The following is a 20,291-nucleotide window of genomic DNA, read 5'->3' on the forward strand; positions in this document are numbered from 1 at the left end:
ATATCCATTGCTTAATTAATGCCCCCGGTTAATGAAATTTCGGCCGAACACACTCGTCCGACGTAATTAAAGAATCCCTTGCCAACTTTTCGCTCACACCGTGATCAAACGCTGATAGATGGATTGATATGCCCGCACACCTACTTCCAGAGAAAATCTCTCCTCGCACAGCCGACGGCAACGTGCCGAGACATTCGGGTCCTCAAGAAGTTCGTCAACTTCGTTAATACACTGCTGATAGCCCGCTGAATCGAACGATCTGAGGTTCACACCAACGCGGTTTTCCGGAACGATTTCAAGCAAGTCGCCAATCCCGTCGCAATTCGCAATCACCGGAACTCCCGACGCGAGGTACTCCGCAAGCCGAGTGGGACTCGACGCCACTTTGGCAACGCTCGGCTGAATCATGCACAGCCCAAGGTCTGCAGTACTCAAATACCGAGGAACTTCCGAAGGTTCCACCGCCGCAACATCGATCCTCGACAGGTCGCAACCCGCGGCTTGCGCGACCTGATCAATCACTTCCTGTTTCGTCCGTGTCAGAAGCTGTAGTCGGGCGTTCGGCCACTTGTGTTGTGCTGCAGCAAAGACCCCGAAGACGGCGCTGGCCTGATAACCCGGTCCCAGAGATCCAACGGAAATGATCCGGCGCACGTTTTGACGGCGCTGACCGTTCCATTGAAAGAGATCTGTGTCGACACAGCAGGGGATCACATCGATCGGAGTTGAGATATCTCGGTCCTGAAGCTGCCGCTTTCCACTGTCTGTCAGTGAAACCAGCCGGTCGGCTTTATGAAACAGTCGATCTTCCGCCCGCTGAACCAGCTTCTTCAGCATCTGCTGCCGAATGGTTCCCTTCGCCCATTTCTCCTCCGCCCAGAATCCTCGCATATCGTACAAAAACCTGGCATTCGTTTTGCGGCAAGCTCTAAGACTGATGTTGCCGGGAACAAAGCTCCGACCGTGAACGATATTCAGTCCGTGTGTCCTGATGAGCCGTAGCGCTGTTTTACAGCCATTGTTAATTTCGCGCCATCCATTCAGAACACGGCTCCTGCTTCGGGCAACTAACGGGGTCCACGTGATCCCGTCGGTACGAAGATTACTCTCGATCTCGGCAGACTGCACAGGAGTTAAGGGGACACGTTCAAACGTCAACAGATGACAACACGGCAGATCACGCGCCAGTACCCGGAGGTATCGCACAACCTGTGAGACAATCAACGGGTCACAAATGCTCGACGACGCGATATACAGCACGCGCGCTTCCTGTTGAGTTCCGCCTGAAGACACCATCATATGTATTACGTCACCACCATTATTCTTCACAACTGCAGTTCGTCACTCCACGATGGAGGAAGGTTCTGAAGAATCTCGATCCCTGAAAACAACGGAGATCGTCTCGGCCCGATTTCCTTGGCCCAGTCAGCCATTCGTGGAATCCCTTCCTGAATCGAGATCTTCGTCCGGCAATCGAAAACACGATCAGACTTGGAATGATCCGCGTAGGCGTGGACGACTTCCTTACGTGCGGCCAGATACTCCGGTTGGAATTCGACACCCATTGCGCTACTTACGGTACGGCCCAGTTCATTGACGGTAAGAATCTCGTCGGCCCCGACATTGAAAACCTGGTTGCGTGCTCCGTCAACATCGGGAGATCGCGCAATGATGTCAGCGATGTCGGCCACATGAGTGAACGCCCGAGTCTGGTTTCCGTCGCCAAAGATCGTGAACGGCTCGTTCATCATTGCCTGACGCATGAAGATGCCCACAACGTTGCGATAGCGGTCTCCAATATTCTGGCGTTCGCCGTAAACGTTATGGGGCCGAAATGTGACGTAATCGAGCCCAAACATTTCCTTTGCAGCCATGAGATCGAGTTCCACGGCCCGCTTTGCAATTCCGTACGGATCTTCCGGATTGGGCATGAGGTCCTCGGACATCGGAACCTGATTGGCTCCGTAGACGGCGATTGACGATGTGAACACGAAACAGTCGACGTCGGAGTTGACGCTGGCATTGATGAGATTGATACTGCCGACCACATTATTCGTGTAGTTGAAACGCCGAATAAAGTGGCTCAATCCTTCCGCAGCGTAGGCTGCCAGGTGGTAAACACGCCGAAACCTGTATCGGGAAAACAACTGATCGATCAAATCGACATCGAGAATGGAACCTTCGATAAAAGTCGCACGTGAGTTGACGTTCGCCGCGTATCCGCCACTCAGGTCATCAAGAGCAACAACATCGAATTCGCGAGATACCAGAGAATCCACGACGTGCGATCCGATGAACCCGGCTCCCCCTGTTACCAGAACGGAATCATTCATATCAGTCTTTTCTGTCGTATTCATTCAGCGTACCAAGAATCGTCGGGACGACGGCGGCCGGCGTGTATCTCGCCCTGACAACCTCATGGCCGGCACCGCCAAGCCTGTGCCTGAGGTCAGATGACTGCAGTAGCGACGCCAACTGCTCACACCAGTCCGTTTCGCTCGCAAGCAGGCCGGATTCCCCAGGTGTGATCACATCACGGTTCGCCCCAAAATCCGACGCCACTGTGGGGATTCCATGCGACATATACTGCAGCGCTTTCAGAGCACATTTGCCTTTCGACCATTCAAAATGTGGCAATGGCATCAATCCGATATCAATCGAACGAATGTCGTCGTACTCTGTTTGAGCCCTCCACGGACGGCATTCAACATCAATGGATGAACTGGAAACGCTGCCGCCAATCACCAGCAGCTTGAAATCGAAATTGTGCCGTAGTTTTTCGAGCTGTGGCAGCAACTCCTGAATATACCGGACAGTTGTTTTACTGCCGCTCCACCCGATCACTAAAGGGCCACTGTCTCGCTGCTGTTTGCATTCCTGCAGCTCTACGGTCGTGGGTGCGACAATCGCTGGTCGACCTACCGCTCTGACATTGTCGGCCAACCATTCGTTTCCACAGAAACTGAGATCCGTATTCCGCATCAAGAACTTGGTGTAATTGAGGCATCGTTTCACGAAGGTCTTCACCCGACTTCGCGACGCGAGCACGCTGATGAATACCGCATCATCAAGATCAAAGTAAACGGCCCTGCAGCCGGCATTGAGTACTGCTTTTTCAAGAAACGGCCAGCCCAGCCGGCCCAGCCGGCGCTGAATCACAACATGTGCACCCCTCAAAACGCCCGACCGGATGTAACGGATTGCCGATCGATAATCCATCAGGCGTTTCCCGAATGTGCCAGAAAATGATCCTGCATCAGACGAGTGAATAAACACGGTTTCAACGTCAACGACTTCCTGAAGCAGCGGCGTCCACATTTCCCAGCGAAACCGCTGAGACGGCGTGGTATTCGCCGGTGCCGGCATGAAGACAATCAGCCGTGGCCTGTCAGTCCGGCCGAAATCAATCGAAGACGAATTCAAGTCGTTCTTCCCGCTCGGATTTGCTTCCGCAGGCCTGTCCAACACCTTCACACCATCAGGTTTGATTGATCCGAAGTCCATCACTTTTTTTATCGCCTGACAATCGAGGCCAGGTATTCCTTCATCGCTCGAGCATTGATCAGGAGCGCTTCGTGACGGGGAACGCAGTCACGGATGACCGCTCCCGCGGGAAGGTCTCTGACGACTCCGCGCCCGATGAAATTGCTTGGCACCGGAACGGCCGAAACTCCGGCAGATTCGGCCAAACGCATCGCCCGAGGCAGATGCCAGGCCGATGTGAGAATTCCCACGCGGTGATCCCCAAACCTTTCTGCGATGGACTCCATTTCCTCAAATGTATTGCGGCCCTGCAGTCGCACGACAGCCTCCTCCGGAACGCCCAGATCGATCAGAATGATTCGCGCCTGCTCGGCTTCATCTGTTGCCGCCTTGCTGACTTCGACCGTTCTTGTGCCGCTACAGTATATGCACTCCACAAGTCCGCGATGAAACATCCGCGCGGCAGTCACAATCCGATCTCCGTTGTCGTTGACTTCGAATCCCCCGGAAGGAGTCTCACACGTCGCTCCACCCAGCAAAACAAGAACGTCCAGCCGTTCCATTTGCATTGGATCAATCGAAGAGTAACGTCCTTCGAGTGATCCAATGACATGATTCGCCACATACCGATTGCCTGACACAATGATGATCAGCAGGACGACCGCAACAAGCCCACTGTCTCGAAACCGCCGCATCCGAAGAAAGGTGGCGGAAATCAAGAGCAGGAGACAGCTGATCAGTCCGACAGGTAAAACCAGATCGACAAGAATTTTTTCAACAACACGACGTCCGAGAAAGCACCACAGCAAAACAAACAGTGCCACAATTGTGAACAGCAGCCGCAGGAACGTACCCGTAATAGGGAAATGCTGATCGCCGACATTTTTTTTCTGCACGTCGCGACTCAACAGCATCACCTGGCGCTACTCCCATCCTCTTCACGTTCGAGAGAGCGAATCACACGTGCCGGAACGCCGGCAGCCAGTGTGCCTTCACCCACGTCGTCGCGAACGAGTGCATGCGCCGCAATCACACTGTTGTCACCAATCGTCACTCCCCTGAGCAGGGTCGATTTGGCTCCAAGCCAGACGTTACTGCCGACGGTCACTGCCGAGACCTTCTGCTGTTGCCTGCTGAATGGAGTCGCTCCAACACGCAATCCGTGGTCCTGATCCCGAATCGTCACGTGTTCCGCAATAAGACCGTTGGGACCGATCACGATACTCTCATTCGCAACAAGAACACAATTATGACCAATAAACGTATCATGCTGAATTTTCACAATGCCGTGTTTCGCGATAATCCGGCATCCACGGCTAATCGTACAACCGGCGGCGATATGAACACTCCCTCCGTCAGTCGCTCGAATCTCGGTCCCCCCCTGAATAAGAACCGATCGGTGAATTCTGCAACCACTGTAAGTCGCACAGACACAGAAACGTATGAAACGCGACAATACCCGCCGGTGGATCCTGACACCCATTCTCAGAAAACGTGAAAACAGTCTGTGAATGATCGACGACTCCCGGATTCACTCAGGCCGAAGCACCTGGTGTTTGGCAATACAGATACTGGTCTGTGGACGCAACAGCCTCAAGCACATTTGCATAACTCGGACGACCTCGCACACGCCCCGAAACCCACCGCAGATGCTCGAGTCCGGTCCTTAGCATGGACAGCAGTCCGGTACGATACAGGACACGCCTTGTCCTCCTGGTACGTACATCTCTCGTTTCCAATTCCAGCCTTCCACTTTCCACAACATCTCTTTCGCTCTGCGGAAGATCTGCAATTGCGGCGGCCCACTCCTGCCGCATCCCGATGGTATCCAGAGGGGATCCTCGCAGCTCCTTGATCTGGATCTCCCGATAAAGTGACAAGTAGTACCCAGGCCGACTGTAATCTCGCTGCTGCAGTGCCGGTTCGAGACGCTGCGTTTCAAGAAAATCACTTACGATTGTATTAAACACCGAGTCGATTCGGGTTGGACATCCTGCAAACTGATCCATTCCTGGATATGTTGACACGTACCCTGCCGTTCCGTGAATCGCTGAGCCCTCTCCGTTACTCTGATTGCCCCATGAACAATAAAACGGCAAGTTGACATAGGTGACGTCGGAGGCTGCGGCAAGAAACAGAAATGCAGACGTGTTGTCGGGTGACAGCGGCCGATAGAGCGTTTTGTGGCGGTCGCGTATTTTGTCGGCCAGTTTGCGCCGGTGCAGACAATTCAGACTTCGTGGTAACTCATTAAAAAACATGGACTCAGCCTTCCATCCGGAAAACTGAAGAAAACGGTCCAGCACATGAAGTGGCGTTTGCTGTGTGACCTGGCCGTCAAACGGTGAAGTACGTTCGAAGCCTGACACGGACGAATAGCCGGAACGAACGTTCCAGATGAGGAGGTCCGGATTCGTTTCTTCAACAATCCTCTTCCAGACCGCGACTGAGCTGGGGCGAATCACATGCCGGTCTGTCAAAACAGCAACGTACCGTCCAGTCGCGTGCCGTGTCGCGTATTCCCAATTGTCGGCCATATTGAGCGGCTCCGGCGGCTGAAGATATCGCACTTCAGCGTCGCAATACTTTGCGACCTGCTGCACCAGCTCACCAAGTCTTTCGCTGTGGTCCAAATCAGTGGAATTATCTGAAAGGATTATTTCATAGTCATGATTCGTCTGGGCCACAGCTGACTGGAGGCATGTTGCAGCGAGTTCCCAGCGGTTGCGTGTGGGAATCACGATACTGACAAACGGTGGCGACTTGAACATCTGTTCGGATTTAGGCTTTAGTGAACTGAGAATTGGATTCCGGTCATCTGACCCTTCGCAGGTATCCGCTCGGCGCCACAGTAATCATCAGTTTGTCCTCCATGTTCTGATCGATTTCAAAGTGCGGGTGTAATTCGACAAATTCCTGCACGGCTGTTTTGGGGTTGTTGCCCACCCCCCAGGGTCGATCCGGAAATGCATCTGCAGGCATATCCTCAATAACCGTATCAAATACAACACAGTAGCTCCCAACACTGACGAGCGGGGCGTAGGCATTGAGTTCAGCGAGTACATGCTCGTGAGTATGATTGGAATCCAGCAGGACAAGAATTCGTTCCCTCGAATGAGCAGCCGTCTGGACTTCGTCTATGATCTGAGGCGCAATGCTGGATCCCTCGAGCATACGAATCCGTTTGTACATAGGATGGGCTTCAATCGCCTGTCGGTTGTGCTTACGTATATCAATGTCTATTCCGAGCACTTCCGAGTCCTGAGGCCCCCCGCACGCAGCATTCAGTTCAAGCATCGACGCCGACAGAATCAGCGAACCACCATGCGCAATGCCTGTCTCGATGATCAACTCCGGCTGTACACTCCAAATCAGCTCCTGCATTGCCACAATGTCCTGGGGGTACTGGATAACAGGACGACCCAGCCAGGAGAAATTGTAAGAATAGCGCTCTGCTGCACTTGTGGTAATGAAGTCCGCAGACAATTCGCGGAGGTGTTCCAGAGTGTTACCGCTCTGTTTCGTTTCGTTCATATTTTTCTCGCCGGGCATAGTTATGCCTTTGCACTCGACTGACGTTCCAGTACGTAAAGTTCAATTGGTCCGTATTCTCCGGCAGACGGCAGCAGACTGCCGATTCGATGATGTTCATCGTAGTAGTCCGGAGTGGAGCCGTTGTCTCTGCATAATCGGGAATACAGTATTCGACTTACCAGGTAATACATACTGCTGATGTTTTCCCGGTGCTTCACATCAAACATACCATCAAGGTGGTCGGCAAGGCGTTCCTTCCTGAGGAACAGGTTATGGTTTCTGACGGAGATCTCATCGAGTTCAAACGCCCGCCGCACCTCATTAAATGCATTCTGTCCCTCTTCGAAATTCTCGATCATTAGATAGTGGCCGCCAGGCGCAAGAGAATCTCCGATGCGGTCGATGGCCTGTTTCTGTGCGTCCCATGTGGGCAGGTTGATAATAACGCGATCTGTTATGACGACATCCGGACGGATCGGCAGTTCTTCTGCAGTCAGATCCCACACGTCGAACTTTGTATTGGAAACGCCCGCCTCCGTATTCAGATTCCTCGCAGCGTCGATCATTGCAGCTGCGTAGTCTAATCCGACAAACTGCAGAGAAGGGAACTGCTTCGCGAGTTCGATTGTCGAATACCCGTTCCCACAACCCACATCAACGACAGTATGAATACTGTCCTGAAATTTGCCCAGCCAGTTCTTCAGAGTGCGAATCTCCAACTCGCGGAGATAGACATCGTTGGTAGTCGCCTCCACAGATGTGCCTTTACTGTCGGCGCGTGAGTTCCAGTATGCTTTGGTTTCTTCGAAGTTCATAGAGCTATTCTGTTCCCTTACCTGTTCTGGGTTCGTGTGAGCGCAACGTTGGCCGCCGCATCGATGAGCGCATCGGCTACGTATGCTATGTCCTGACGTGAAAGATCGTGATAACTGGGCAGGTTAACTGCACGAGGCGCTATCGAATAAGCAACGGGATTTTCAACGTGATCGAATGTTTTAAGGCTTGAGAGCGGATAGAAAAAGACACGAGCATCTATGCCACGTTTCCTGAGACTGCTCAACAGAACCTCACGCTGGAATCCTGGACTTTCCGGGAAGACCACGGTCGGCATCCAGGCACCGATTTCAACGCCTTCGGGCTCGGGGTTCATTGCGATACCCGGAATTTCTGAAAGGGCCCGTTTGTATTCGCACAAAATACGTTGTTTCGTTTTAATCAGTTCGTGAACGCGTTCCATCTGAGCGCAACCGATCGCCGCCTGAACGTTGGACAATTTGTATTTGTATCCGATGACGTCCGGAAAGAATTGTTTGGGCTGTGCCCGTGAGCGCCCGTGATTACTGAGTGTCAGTACCCGCTCGTAGAGATGGTCGTCGTTCGTGACGAACATTCCTCCTTCGCCGGTTGTGATGGTTTTGGTCCCGTGGAAGGAGAAGGCGCCAAATCGCCCCAGAGAACCGGCGCGTCTTCCATGGTACACAGCACCTATCGCTTCAGCAGCATCCTCGACAACCGGGATATTGTGGCGTTCCCCGATCGCCGTCAGAGCGTCCATGTTGCATAGGTTACCATACAGATGGACCGCAATAATCGCCCTTGTTTTTTCGGTAATGGCCTGCTCGACACGTAGTGGATCGATGCACCATGAATCCGGCTGAATGTCCACCAGAACGGGTTCGGCGCCGAGATATGTGATGGGCGCGGCGGTCGCGATCCAGTTGATATCAGCCAGAATCACTTCGTCGCCGGGCCCGATCCCGAGGCCTGCAAGCCCCATATGAAGCGCGCCGGTACAACTCGATGTCGCGACCGCATGTTTCACTCCCAGGTGCTCTCGGAAAAGCTGCTCAAACCGTCCGATGTATTCATAGCACTTTTCTCCCCACCCGGTGGCTGCAGCGTCAGTTGCATATTGAACCTCCAGTTCGGTGATGGACGGTTTGGTGTAGTGAATCCTCGACTTCACAGCACTGTCAGCTCCGGAATTGCCACAGTGAATCGGCCCGACCAGTTTCGGATGTTTGTCAATTGCGTGGAGATTTCTGTTTTTAGATTCCACGGGAGAATCAATACGAAGTCCGGACGAAACTGCTCGATCGCATCGGGATGTCTGATCGGAATGTGGCTGCCGGGCAGGAATCGTCCCTGCTTCGACGGGGCCGCGTCCGCGACGAATGCCAGTAAATCCGGTTTCACTCCGGCATAGTTCAGCAGGGTGTTTCCTTTGGCAGCGGCCCCATAGGCAGCCACCGATTTCCCCTCACGGCGCTGACTGATGAGGAAGTCCAGCAAATCGTTCTTGACCTGATCAGCACGTTGCTGGAACGCCGTATATGTTGTCAGCGAGCGAAGACCTTGCAATTCTTCAGTCGTGACCATTTCGGGTACAGAATTCCCAGTCGGCCTGGGATCGTCGTCGTGGCAGCCAAATACGCGAAGGCTTCCTCCGTGGGTCGATAATTCCTCAACATCAAAGACCCGAAGCCCCGCCCGTTCAAAGAGGTTACTGACGGTAGACAGAGACAGATACGAGAAGTGCTCGTGATAAACTGTGTCGAATTGAGTTTCTTTAATCAGGCACATCAAATGCGGGAACTCCAGCGTGATTACTCCTCCAGGTTTCAGAGTCGACTTCATTCCCGCCGTAAAGTCGTTGATGTCCGGTACATGAGCGTAGACGTTGTTGCCGATGATAAGGTCCGCCTGTTGCCCTCCCTTCGTCAATTTTTCGGCAAGATCCTGCGTGAAGAACTCGCGCAGGACGTGAATTCCAAGCGTCTCAGCGGCATCGGCAGTGCCCGATGTAGGTTCAATTCCAAGACACGGGATGCCGGCCTCAACAAAGTTGCGCAACAGGTATCCGTCATTTGACGCGATCTCCAGCACTAAACTGTCGGCACTGAGTTCGAAACGTTCGATCACCATTCGTGAATATCGTGCTGCGTGTTCGAGCCACGATACTGAGACTGAAGAGAAATAGGCATAGTCATCACGAAATAATTCAGCGGGTCGAGCATAGTCTTCTGTCTGAACCAGCCAGCATTCAGCACAGACTTTTAGTTTCAGGGGGAAGTATGTCTCCGGCTGGCCGAGCTCCTCAGGTTTCAGGTAGGCATTTGAAAACGGCGCAAACCCCAGATCAAGAAATGTGTGTTCAAGCGGAGCGGAGCAGTGACGGCAATTCACAATGAAACTCCGTCAAACGATGAGTCTTCCATCAATGCATGGGACTGATCTCGATCCGAAAGATCGCCCACTTCCATTGGCCAGTTGATTCCAACCAGCGGATCATTGAACCGAATTCCACCTTCTGCCTCAGGTTGATACGCGGCCGTGTGCAGATAGAGCAGCTCGCTGGATGGAGCGAGAACCTGAAAACCGTGTGCGAATCCCTCTGGGATGACCGCCATTTTGTTGTCGGATTCCGTCAGTGTTTCGGAGTGCCATTTGAGAAACGTCGGAGACCCCGTCCGAAGATCGAGAGCAACGTCCCACACAGATCCGCGGATGCAGCGAATTAACTTCATTTCCGCGTGAGGCGGACGCTGAAAGTGCAAACCTCGAACCGCGCCCTGTGTTTCTGTCCGTGAACGGTTGATTTGGATAATTCGTCGGTGTCCAAGAATCTCCGAAAGTTCCTCTTCACAAAACCAACGTGTGAACACACCACGATGGTCGCCCAATGATTCTGATTCGACGATCCTGACGCCATCCAGTTGAGTCGGGATAATTTTCATCCGGAAGCCCAAACGGTCTTTCGCTCTGTTGCCGCCTTCTGGTACTGAACGATTTGTTCTTCAGTGATGACTCGGGATTCACGAAGGTACCGGCGATACCAGTCCGCGGTCGCGTTGATCCCTTCGTCGAGCGACCAGATCGGTTCCCACTGTAACTGGTCCTTTGCTTTCGCGGTGTCCAAACAAAGCAGCCTGGCTTCGTGCGGCTGCGGCCTGTCAGTAACGTTCCAGGCACACTCGGACAACCGCGACTTGACGGCATGGAGAACGTCAATCACCTGCCTGTTTCCGGACCGTTCCGGACCAAAATTCCACTCTGTTGCACAATCTCGATCCTGCTCCAGAAGCCGCTGTCCAACCATCAGATATCCACTCAAACAATCCAAAACATGTTGCCACGGCCGTGTCGCATGGGGAGATCGGATTTCAACAACATCTCCCCGTACGGCTGCCCGGATGAGATCCGGAATCAGGCGATCTTCCGACCAGTCTCCGCCTCCGATGACATTCCCGGCCCGTGCCGTCGCCAGGAGAGGATACTGTGTCCCGGAAAAAAACGACCTGCGATAACTGGCGGCAACGAGTTCACTGCACGCCTTCGACGCACTGTAGGGATCGTGACCACCCAGGCGATCCGTCTCCCGGTACCCCCAGGCCCATTCTCGGTTCTCATAAACCTTGTCGGTCGTGACCACGACAATGGCGCGCAGGCTTCCGATTTGTCGACAGGCATCCAGAACGTTCACCAGCCCACCTACGTTGGTAGACCACGTGTCAATTGGTTTTCGATAGGAACGGCGAACGAGCGCCTGGGCCGCAAGATGGAACACGATCTCCGGAGAGGATTCCGTAATCGCTGCACGTGTACGATCCGGATCTCTAATATCCTGCCGAATGTCCGGACAGTCCAGATCGAGAAGGTCCCAGTGATTGGGATCTGTCTCGGGAGACAGACCAATTCCACAGACACGGGCGCCAAGTCTCTGCAACCAGCAGGTCAGCCAGCTACCTTTGAATCCCGTGTGGCCGGTAACCAGTACTCGTTTTCCGGAATAGATGTTGTTAAACACTATTTCCACGACTTCCAGGGAGCATTACCCGAATCCCAGAGCTCTTCCAGCAGGTTCTTTTCACGAAGTGTATCCATGGGTTGCCAGAACCCGGGATGAAAGTGGGCTCTCAGCTGATCCTGTTCTGCCAATTTAACGAGACTGGCGGACTCCCAGCTTGTACGATCACCATCGATCAAATCGATGACATGCGGTGACAGCACAAAGAAACCGCCGTTAATCCATCCACCTTCCCCCTCAGGCTTCTCTGCAAATCGCAGGACCTTCTCATCCCTGAACTCGATCGCCCCGTAGCGGCCCGGCGGCTGCACGGCCGTAAGCGTCGCTAACCTCCCGTGCCGCTGGTGAAAAGCAATCAGTTCACCAAGATCAACGTCTGAAACACCGTCTCCATATGTCAGACAGAACGCGGCGTCATCCTGAATATACTGCCGAACTCGTTTCAGCCGTCCTCCCGTCAGTGTCGCATCACCAGTGTCGACGAGTGTGACTTTCCATGGCTCCGCGTGGCGCTGGTGGACATGCATCTCATTGGATCGCATGTCGAACGTGACATCCGACATGTGCAAAAAATAATTCGCAAAGTACTCCTTGAGGACATAGCCTTTGTAACCGCAACAAACGATGAACTCTGTGATCTCGTATGCAGAGTAATGCTTCATAATGTGCCAGAGGATCGGCTTGCCGCCAATCTCGACCATCGGCTTCGGCTTGATTTGCGTTTCTTCAGAGATTCGCGTGCCCAGCCCGCCCGCCAGGATGACTGCTTTCACAATGTGGCCTCCATCGGCTGCTTGATTTCGCGAAGACATCCGTTCGACAGTTCAAAGAGCACGTCACATTCCCGAAGGGTGCTGGTGCGGTGAGCGATCATCAAGATCGTCATTCCCGGCTGTGAAGTCAGCACCGATGCAATCACGGCCCGCTCGGTCTTGCTGTCGAGTGCACTTGTGGCTTCGTCTAGCACCAACAGATGGGTTCCTTTGTAGAGAGCCCGGGCAATTCCGATCCGCTGTCGCTGTCCCCCCGACAGACGGACACCACGTTCACCGACATGGGTTGCGTAACTGTCATCCATGGTTTCAATAAAGTCCGCGATACAGGCCATGCTCGCGGACTTTCTGAGGCGGTCTTCGTCCACATCAGCGACCGCCACCCCAAAAGCAATATTCTCTCGAAAGGATGAATCTGTCAGATAAATGTCCTGAGCCACGTGTGATACGTTTTGGCGCCACGCAGCACGGCTCGAAGCATCAATCTCAGTTCCGTCGATGGATAAAATTCCCTGAGAAGGCTCGAGCAACCCCATAATGATGTCGATCAGCGTACTCTTTCCGCTCCCGGTCGCCCCCATAAAACCGACAACCTGGCCTTTGAGAACTCTGAGATCGACGTCGATCAATATCTCTTGAGAGTCTCCGTATGCGAATGAGACCCCGCGTAATTCAATGGTGGACTCGAAACGAATTGGAGTAGCTTCGCTGTCTGTCTGTTCGGCCACAGGTTGTATGACGAACTGCACAACGTCTCGAAGCACTTCACGATGCCCATGAATGTATGCCAGTCCACGATACATTTGCTGAACCAGCGGCATCAGACGCTGTGCCCCCATCACGATTGCACCGATTACAGGAATTGCCGACAAAAGACCACCGGGACGCAGACTGATTTGGTACGCGACAGTTCCTATCAGGACCATACCCAGTGCTTCGACGGCGAAACGCGGTGATGGCATGATGGTGTTGTTGCTCGCGGCGGCAATTCGCATACGGCGGTCTGTCTTGTTAAACCGATCAATGAAAACTCCGTGAGAACGATCGAGGAGCACGTCTCGAATGGCACCAAGGCCTTCCTGCACGGCCTGAATTCTCTCGGTGTAAGAACGATTCATGACTGCGCTGTTACCAATGAGTTGTGGCCGGGTGAGTGCCGAAATACAGCCGTAGACAGCGCCCAGTCCGAACAGTGTCACCAGAGCCACCGTGGGGGCGATGTAGATCAGCGCAGACACAATTGCGACGGCCATGAGGCCGGCACTCACCGAATTGAGTGAATAAGACAGCACATGGGCGACCGCATCCACCTTTCCCATCGCGCCAACAATCTCACTGCTGTTACGACCGACGTGCACGCGATAGTCCTGAAGCAGCGACCGGCGATAGACTTCGGCCCCAATTTCATGGACAAGCGCAGCATTTACGCGGGCTGTGGCAAAAATCGTGGCGAAGCGAACCACTCCCGCAAGAACGGCTGCGACTCCGAAGAGAACGGTCAGTTGCCAGCGCAGATCACCGGCGTCCAACGCAAAGGATTCGACAACCCAGCCAACCACCGGTTGTTGCACAGCATCGTCCGGCGTTGCCAAAATTGAAAGGAACGGAATGACCGCACCCAGACTGAGCACTTCGGCCAGCGCACTGGTGAGCATTAATCCAATCAACCCGACCAGTTGAAGTCTGCGAACGCTTCGAACACTCGAAATGAGTGCAGTGACGTCCTGAATGACTGAGTTCGTAACAGGTCGCATGTACTTAGCTTGCCGGTATTTCCTCGGATTCAGGGCCGTTCGGAAGACGGACCGGATACGTGTTGTAGATGTCATTCATATAGTCGAACAGGTCTGTTCCGACTGATCGCAGGCAGTGGCGTCCAGCATTTTCGTCATAGCTGACATGGAGTAGTTCTCCAGAAGTCCCTGCTTACGGAGTCGGTCGGCATGGACTAACACGTCCCTGATCCCGTGGATCAGTTCGCTCGACCTCACGCCCAGATTGAACGGATGAGTCCATAAGTGAAAAACCCCTCGCTTGTCGGCCGCCAGATTGATCCCTTTGATTGCCCGCGCAACACGGTCAGCAACTGATATCCAGCGTCCCACACTGCGAAAAGACGGATAGAACTGGCTGGAGGGAATAACCCAAAGTCCGTCAGAATCCCGGGTGGGATATCGAACTGACGGCGACTGCCGCATTCGCGTGGAAGCGAGACGTCCCACGGCCTTGAGTGATTTTGTTGGCAGGTGCTCAAACCAGCCGGCTTCAGGACCCCGGTAACATTCAAACCCGTGCCGGCGCAGCAAATCAAAGTGAGCCATATAGTGCTTTGGAAAGATGAATGACCGAGGACGTGGCAACCCAAGTGATTCGAATAGCTCGACGCTTCGCACCAGCTCAATATCGAATTGATTACGTCCGTCATCCGTATCCTGGACGAATGCATGTGTCAGTGTATGGCAGCCAATATCCTGAGCGGGCGCAGCCGACTGCAGCAGTTCCAGAACGTCGTTGGCATACCAGTGAGGATGCGACCGACAATCGCCCAGGGGCACATCATCGAATTGCGGATCGGCAAGCCATGGATGTCGAGTTGCTCCTCCGAGAAACAACCCCCCAACCACGACCCAGGTGGCTGAAACGTCAAATTCCCTGAACAGCGAGAGTAGATCCTGAATCGCCGGACGCGTTCCCTCAAGATCGCAGTCAATACGTCCGTCCCAATGACGTCCGCGCGTCCCCCATGCAAGTTCGAAGTCCATTGAGACGACAAAAGCTCCTGTCCGGAGCTCCACCGGAGGGCTCAACTTCATGGATTCGACGTCTCGCATTTGTTTCGCTGTGATTTCCCAAATGTCCTTTGAAAGAGTCGTCCTGCATAGTACGCCGGACTTGCAAAGAACGGTCCCGGGTCACGCAGAGTACCAACCGCTCCGTGATTGGCGGGTGAAAACGTTGACAACAATGACAGAGGAGAAATGTCGCGTTTTCGCAGGTGATGCCTCCACGTGAGTAGATCCTTTTCCCAAAAACACCACCGTGTTCCGTCCTTTTGCGGTGCAGCCGGCGGGACCGGACGACCAGTGAGATCCAGACAGGCTCCATGCAGGAGATTGACACCCGACGCGCTGGCCAGGTGAAACCACAGTGTAGGACGTGGATTGACCTCAATCATTTTAAAGACGCCGTCACGTTCATCAAATTTGAACTCTGTGCCACAGATGCCTCGAAAGTCCGCGCGCTCGACAAACTCCCAGCTGAGCTCCGCGACTTCTTCACGAAACCGGGCCGTTGCTAAAGAAGCAGACCCAAAGTCAGGAGGATGCTGACGCGTCTTTTCGGCGACAAAACAATAATCACGGTTTCCGTCAACCCCCCGGTAAATCGCGGCCACATAAATGTTTCGTTCGGGCCCCGGGATCAACTCCTGAACCATCAGCTCGCCACAGTCGTCAGCAAGCCCGTCGACCAGTTTCCGCAGGTCACTCATCGAATCCACAACCAGAAGTTTCCGCCCGTGCAGGCGATCGCGCCATAGATGCCCCAGAACCGGCTTCAACAACAGTGGAAACCTGCGACCCTCTGCAGCCGCTAATACATCCTCGGAAGATTTGGGAAAAGCAGTATCCGCTGTCGCCATGCCAATGTCGTCGCACAACTTCGCAAACGACTCCTTGTGTACCAGCTTTGAAGCCGTGCCATCGGTGATGGCTCTATAGACAACAACTTCCCCATCGATCACTTTCGGTGAATTCGCCAGCGCCAGAATCATCGAGTCACTTGTGGGAATGACAAGTGGTTTCACGCGTTCTTCGGCAGCGAGTTCCAACACGCTGTCGACAACTTGTTCCGGAGATGAACCCAGAATCGGACTCCCAAACCGATACCGACTTCGGAAGGCATGACGTCGGCTGTCCACGTCGCCTACACGGCAACGCACCCCATGAGGTCCCAGCGCACGCAGCACCGCTAAACCCGTTGGCGAAGCCCCAAGTACAAATACCGTCGGAAAAGTCATATGAGCCCCGTGCCCCGACTCACTTTGAAGACCCGATGCCGTTGTTTATTCGGTTTTCTCATGCATTTGATTCGCGGAACCCGCACCCGATATCGGACGACCCTGCATTGCGCTGCCGTCAGCCCATAGCTCCGGGAACCGCGACTGTGAACTGTGATTTCCGATCGCGTATCTCGAAGGATAACCGATTGCCCCGATAATAAGGTACACGTTTGCAACCTGGAGACGCCATCGCATCATTGGTCCTCCGTTTGTGGTGACGCCGGAATAGCCGAAGGTGATTGCTCCGGCGATAATCAGCAGCGGCATGAAGGAAAAACGATGATACACCCAGACTCTGCGTACCCCTCGATAAAGTTTTGGGATCATTACCATGACAATGAGCACTTCAGGGATGGCCATCCACTGGCGGATACTGTCGAGACTCCCGGGATTGACGCTCATCACAAAAAAATAAAGCCCCACGGCAATGCTCTGGACCGTACTAACGATTTCTCGGCCGATTGTGGGCGCGTCTCCACGAGCAAACATCGCTCCACTACCATGATTCAGACGGTCACGCGCGACATTGGCAAAATCAAGGGCAGACTCATAGCTCATCAGATGGGCAGCTTTACCTGTTACGAACGCCTTTTCGATCCCCGCCATCGCTCCGACGACAGCGAACACAAGCAGAAAAAGAAACGCTCTCTTGACCAACCGGGAGGCCTGCCGGGATTTCACAAAAACAACAGTCACCAACCATGAAAAGGGAATCAGGACCAGGACGATCACGAACATATATGTCCGAAACCCGGCTGTCAGCAGAAGGCCGACAAACAGAGCACCGATATCACGTGGTTTTCCGTTGACACTCATGGCAACCAGTCCCAGAAATATGAAACACATGGCCAGCGTGCTGAAGCTGTCACGGACAGGAAGCGTCGAATAATAGACCTGGGTGGGAAACCATGCGGCCCACTGCGCTGCCCGCATGGAAGTGGGACCATCGGTGATATAGCGGGAAATTCTCCAGATCACGACACAGGTGAACGCCCCTGCAAGGCACGTCATCACTCGCAGCATGAACAGCGAATCAAATGTCAGGAAGAAGATTCCACCGACGATGTAGTAAAACAGAAAGTTAATGACACCTTCGACACGTTGTGGCCACTCGGTTGTACCGCCGCTGCGGTAATACTCAGCAATTTGACTGCCGGCAGCGGTGTACACGAAACCATCTTTTGTCAACCGCAACGTACGATCCAGTTCTGTCACGTTAAAGAACACGGCCAGGGCAAGTCGTACCAGCAGTGCAGTGACAAACAGCCGTTTTAGGGCCAATTTTTCCGCAGGATGTATAATGCGACGGTCTATGGTGCTGTCCCGGAACAAATCAGGTTTCGGTGCAGGTCGAGAAGACCATTCACATACCACCTCGGATGAAAACGCGAATTCCGCAGGTCAGACGCGTCCGGAAAACGCCGGGACAAACGGCGTTTGTCACCGACCATGTCCGCCATCGCGCGAGAGAGGACACCGGGATTCTCCGGTGGAACGAGATTCGAATTTTCAACAATTTCGGGAATCCCTCCACAATTGGCAGCAATAACCGGTAAGCCGGTGGCCATGGCCTCGAGCAACGCGATTCCAAGCCCTTCGTTGACGGAAGGAAACACGAAGACGTCCATCGCAGCCAGGAATTCAGCGGGACTGGGACGTTGCCCAACCCAGATGACAGAATCCAGATCGGCGGACATGTTCCTTAACTCTTCGCCAAGCGGCCCGTCACCAACAATCAACAGCCGAACGGACTGATGATCGGTCGTATCAAGTATCAACCTCCAGGCATCGAGAAGTACGCGGTGTCCCTTTTCACGTCGCAATGTGCTGACGGTGCCGAAAACAACAGTGTCGTCGGGAATTCCCAGTTTCTTTCGAACACGTTGTCGCGACGATTCATTTGCGCCATCGAGTGACTGCATATCAACGCAGTTATGCAGTACACGGAATCGACGTTCCGGAAGACGAAGCCCCTGCTGAGCAAAACGTTTGACACTGTGAGAACAGCAAAGAACGGAATCGGCACGAGCACACACCATCCGGTCAAGAAAGCGATGGTACCAGCGCTTCCAGTGGTAATGACCGTGCTCCTCAATAACGACCGGTCCAGTCCCGGCCAGAATCGAGGCTAACGTCGTATGCAGGTTCGTCAAAAACTGTCCGCCGTGGATGATCCGTGGTCGAATGCGACTGATGTAGGATGCCAGTTTCAATGTTGTGCGCAGGCTATAAATTTTTCCCGAGACATCGAGAACATCCGTAGGGATTCCCAGACGCCGGACAGCGCCAACCAACTCTCCGGAGTCGCGAAACACACACACTCGACAGGGGATCTCCTGACGACGCAACTCCTGTAACACTGTCACTCTGAGTTGTTCCGCTCCTCCCAGTCTCAGTCTGCTGTGGACGAACAGAATCTCGTTTTCCGATCCGCTTCCGGTAATCGTCAATTTAATTCCTGCAGCAGCGTCCTGTAGACCTGTATCGTTTCCCGAACAACTAAACGCTCGTCGAATCGCTCTTCCATTCGACGTCGTCCGGCCGTGCCCATCGCCTGTCGCAATTCTGCGTCAGCCAACAGTTTCAGTATGGCATTCCCAACTGATGGGCCGTCATGTGGCGGAACCAGAATTCCGTTGACGCCGTCTTCAACCACTTCACGACAACCCGGCACATCGGTGGTAACAATCGGAATTCCGCTGGAGGCCGCCTCAAGAAGAGACCTCGGAACGCCTTCACGGTAGGATGGAAGAACAACGACATCTGTCTCTTTCAGGACCTCGGCCATGTCGCCAACATGTCCGCGAAACTCGATCCCGTCAAGTGTCTTCCATTGCGTCAGCTGATCCGATGAAACCGCCGAACGATTCCCCTGGTCTACGGTCCCACAAACCAGCACACGTGGCGGACAGGACATCCTGCTGTGGACAGCCGCAATCCCCTCCATGAATTCATAGATCCCTTTCTCGCGAATTAATCGCCCGATGAACGTGACGGTAAGTTGAGCATCCCTGGCAGGAATCCGCGGGCGGAAACGTGACAGGTCGACACCCGATCCGTTAATCAGTGTCGACGACGCCCGAACCTTCGGAACAATCGCGGAAATCTCATCCAGATCGTCTTTGTTCTGAAATGTGCTTCGAGTGCGGGCACCGTACAGACTTCTTGCATACCACTGCAAAGCGCCGCTGCGCGCCAGTCCGGTGAGTCCCGCAGACTGTTTCCCCATAAAATAGTATGGAAGTCCGGTGACGCAGTTGATGACTCCCGGAACGCCTGCCAGCCGCGCTGCAATTGTTCCGAAAAGCACAGGTTTCACGGTGAAGTGATGTACGATCTGCGGACGGAGCCGTCTGTAAAGACGCCGCAGTCGATCGATTGAAGCCACCGCCGAAAGCGGGTTGATACTACGCCGGTCGTGGAACCAGGCGTGACAAGTGAGTCCCGCACATTCCAGTTCGCGTTCAAATCCATCCGGTGTCGCAACAGCTTCGACATCCAGCCCTGCCTCGTCACGCAGCCCCTGGACAAGCTTCATCCGAAAGTTAAAAATATTCCAGGCGGTATTTGAGACAAGCAGAACGCGCATCGGCAGCCGTAATTTCTATCCCCGGTTCCTCATGTCTCGCGGATT

Annotated in this window: 19 protein-coding genes; all 19 read right to left on the minus strand. The window is 53.8% G+C overall.

Annotated features, from left to right (window positions below):
* Positions 1–93: 93 nt before the first annotated feature.
* The gene (locus MK110_10000) at positions 94–1,329 is read right to left on the minus strand and encodes a glycosyltransferase (GenBank protein ID MCH2211625.1); all 1,236 of its coding nucleotides are present in this window, start codon (positions 1,327–1,329) and stop codon (positions 94–96) included.
* Positions 1,326–2,333: an NAD-dependent epimerase/dehydratase family protein gene (locus MK110_10005; GenBank protein ID MCH2211626.1), complete on the minus strand. Its 1,008-nt coding sequence runs from the start codon at positions 2,331–2,333 to the stop codon at positions 1,326–1,328. Before MK110_10005 ends, MK110_10000 begins: the two co-directional genes overlap by 4 nt.
* A 1-nt stretch (position 2,334) precedes the next feature.
* Positions 2,335–3,423, minus strand: a complete 1,089-nt coding sequence (locus MK110_10010; protein MCH2211627.1) for a glycosyltransferase — start codon at positions 3,421–3,423, stop codon at positions 2,335–2,337.
* Between the two features lie 89 nt (positions 3,424–3,512).
* On the minus strand, positions 3,513–4,397 hold the full coding sequence (locus MK110_10015) for a YdcF family protein (protein MCH2211628.1): 885 nt from the start codon (positions 4,395–4,397) through the stop codon (positions 3,513–3,515).
* A complete protein-coding gene (locus MK110_10020) occupies positions 4,397–4,765 on the minus strand; it encodes an acyltransferase (GenBank protein MCH2211629.1) in 369 nt (122 codons plus the stop codon). The genes MK110_10015 and MK110_10020 overlap by 1 nt, the downstream gene beginning before the upstream one ends.
* A 253-nt stretch (positions 4,766–5,018) precedes the next feature.
* On the minus strand, positions 5,019–6,254 hold the full coding sequence (locus MK110_10025) for a glycosyltransferase (protein ID MCH2211630.1): 1,236 nt from the start codon (positions 6,252–6,254) through the stop codon (positions 5,019–5,021).
* A gap of 43 nt (positions 6,255–6,297) precedes the next feature.
* Complete coding sequence (locus tag MK110_10030; GenBank protein ID MCH2211631.1) at positions 6,298–7,017, minus strand: cephalosporin hydroxylase family protein; 720 nt, start codon at positions 7,015–7,017, stop codon at positions 6,298–6,300.
* Between the two features lie 20 nt (positions 7,018–7,037).
* The gene (locus MK110_10035) at positions 7,038–7,832 is read right to left on the minus strand and encodes a class I SAM-dependent methyltransferase (protein MCH2211632.1); all 795 of its coding nucleotides are present in this window, start codon (positions 7,830–7,832) and stop codon (positions 7,038–7,040) included.
* A 17-nt stretch (positions 7,833–7,849) separates the two neighbouring features.
* Positions 7,850–8,983 (minus strand): DegT/DnrJ/EryC1/StrS family aminotransferase, encoded by a 1,134-nt coding sequence (locus MK110_10040; GenBank protein MCH2211633.1) that lies wholly within the window; start codon positions 8,981–8,983, stop codon positions 7,850–7,852.
* The gene (locus tag MK110_10045) at positions 8,980–10,203 is read right to left on the minus strand and encodes a class I SAM-dependent methyltransferase (GenBank protein ID MCH2211634.1); all 1,224 of its coding nucleotides are present in this window, start codon (positions 10,201–10,203) and stop codon (positions 8,980–8,982) included. The genes MK110_10040 and MK110_10045 overlap by 4 nt, the downstream gene beginning before the upstream one ends.
* Positions 10,200–10,754: a dTDP-4-dehydrorhamnose 3,5-epimerase gene (gene rfbC / locus MK110_10050; protein MCH2211635.1), complete on the minus strand. Its 555-nt coding sequence runs from the start codon at positions 10,752–10,754 to the stop codon at positions 10,200–10,202. The genes MK110_10045 and rfbC overlap by 4 nt, the downstream gene beginning before the upstream one ends.
* Positions 10,751–11,833 carry a CDP-glucose 4,6-dehydratase gene (gene rfbG, locus MK110_10055; GenBank protein MCH2211636.1) on the minus strand — a complete coding sequence of 361 codons (1,083 nt, stop codon included), beginning with the start codon at positions 11,831–11,833 and terminating at the stop codon, positions 10,751–10,753. The genes rfbC and rfbG overlap by 4 nt, the downstream gene beginning before the upstream one ends.
* On the minus strand, positions 11,824–12,597 hold the full coding sequence (gene rfbF, locus MK110_10060; GenBank protein ID MCH2211637.1) for a glucose-1-phosphate cytidylyltransferase: 774 nt from the start codon (positions 12,595–12,597) through the stop codon (positions 11,824–11,826). The genes rfbG and rfbF overlap by 10 nt, the downstream gene beginning before the upstream one ends.
* Positions 12,594–14,351, minus strand: a complete 1,758-nt coding sequence (locus MK110_10065) for an ABC transporter ATP-binding protein/permease (protein ID MCH2211638.1) — start codon at positions 14,349–14,351, stop codon at positions 12,594–12,596. Before MK110_10065 ends, rfbF begins: the two co-directional genes overlap by 4 nt.
* A gap of 75 nt (positions 14,352–14,426) precedes the next feature.
* Positions 14,427–15,428 (minus strand): polysaccharide deacetylase family protein, encoded by a 1,002-nt coding sequence (locus tag MK110_10070; GenBank protein ID MCH2211639.1) that lies wholly within the window; start codon positions 15,426–15,428, stop codon positions 14,427–14,429.
* The gene (locus MK110_10075; protein MCH2211640.1) at positions 15,407–16,615 is read right to left on the minus strand and encodes an ATP-grasp domain-containing protein; all 1,209 of its coding nucleotides are present in this window, start codon (positions 16,613–16,615) and stop codon (positions 15,407–15,409) included. Before MK110_10075 ends, MK110_10070 begins: the two co-directional genes overlap by 22 nt.
* A gap of 45 nt (positions 16,616–16,660) precedes the next feature.
* Positions 16,661–17,938, minus strand: a complete 1,278-nt coding sequence (locus MK110_10080) for a hypothetical protein (protein MCH2211641.1) — start codon at positions 17,936–17,938, stop codon at positions 16,661–16,663.
* Between the two features lie 29 nt (positions 17,939–17,967).
* Positions 17,968–19,107 carry a glycosyltransferase gene (locus tag MK110_10085; GenBank protein ID MCH2211642.1) on the minus strand — a complete coding sequence of 380 codons (1,140 nt, stop codon included), beginning with the start codon at positions 19,105–19,107 and terminating at the stop codon, positions 17,968–17,970.
* Positions 19,104–20,246 carry a glycosyltransferase family 4 protein gene (locus MK110_10090; protein MCH2211643.1) on the minus strand — a complete coding sequence of 381 codons (1,143 nt, stop codon included), beginning with the start codon at positions 20,244–20,246 and terminating at the stop codon, positions 19,104–19,106. Before MK110_10090 ends, MK110_10085 begins: the two co-directional genes overlap by 4 nt.
* Between the last annotated feature and the right edge of the window lie 45 nt (positions 20,247–20,291).

Origin of the sequence: Fuerstiella sp., assembly GCA_022447225.1 — a bacterium.
Taxonomy (GTDB): Bacteria; Planctomycetota; Planctomycetia; order Planctomycetales; family Planctomycetaceae; genus S139-18.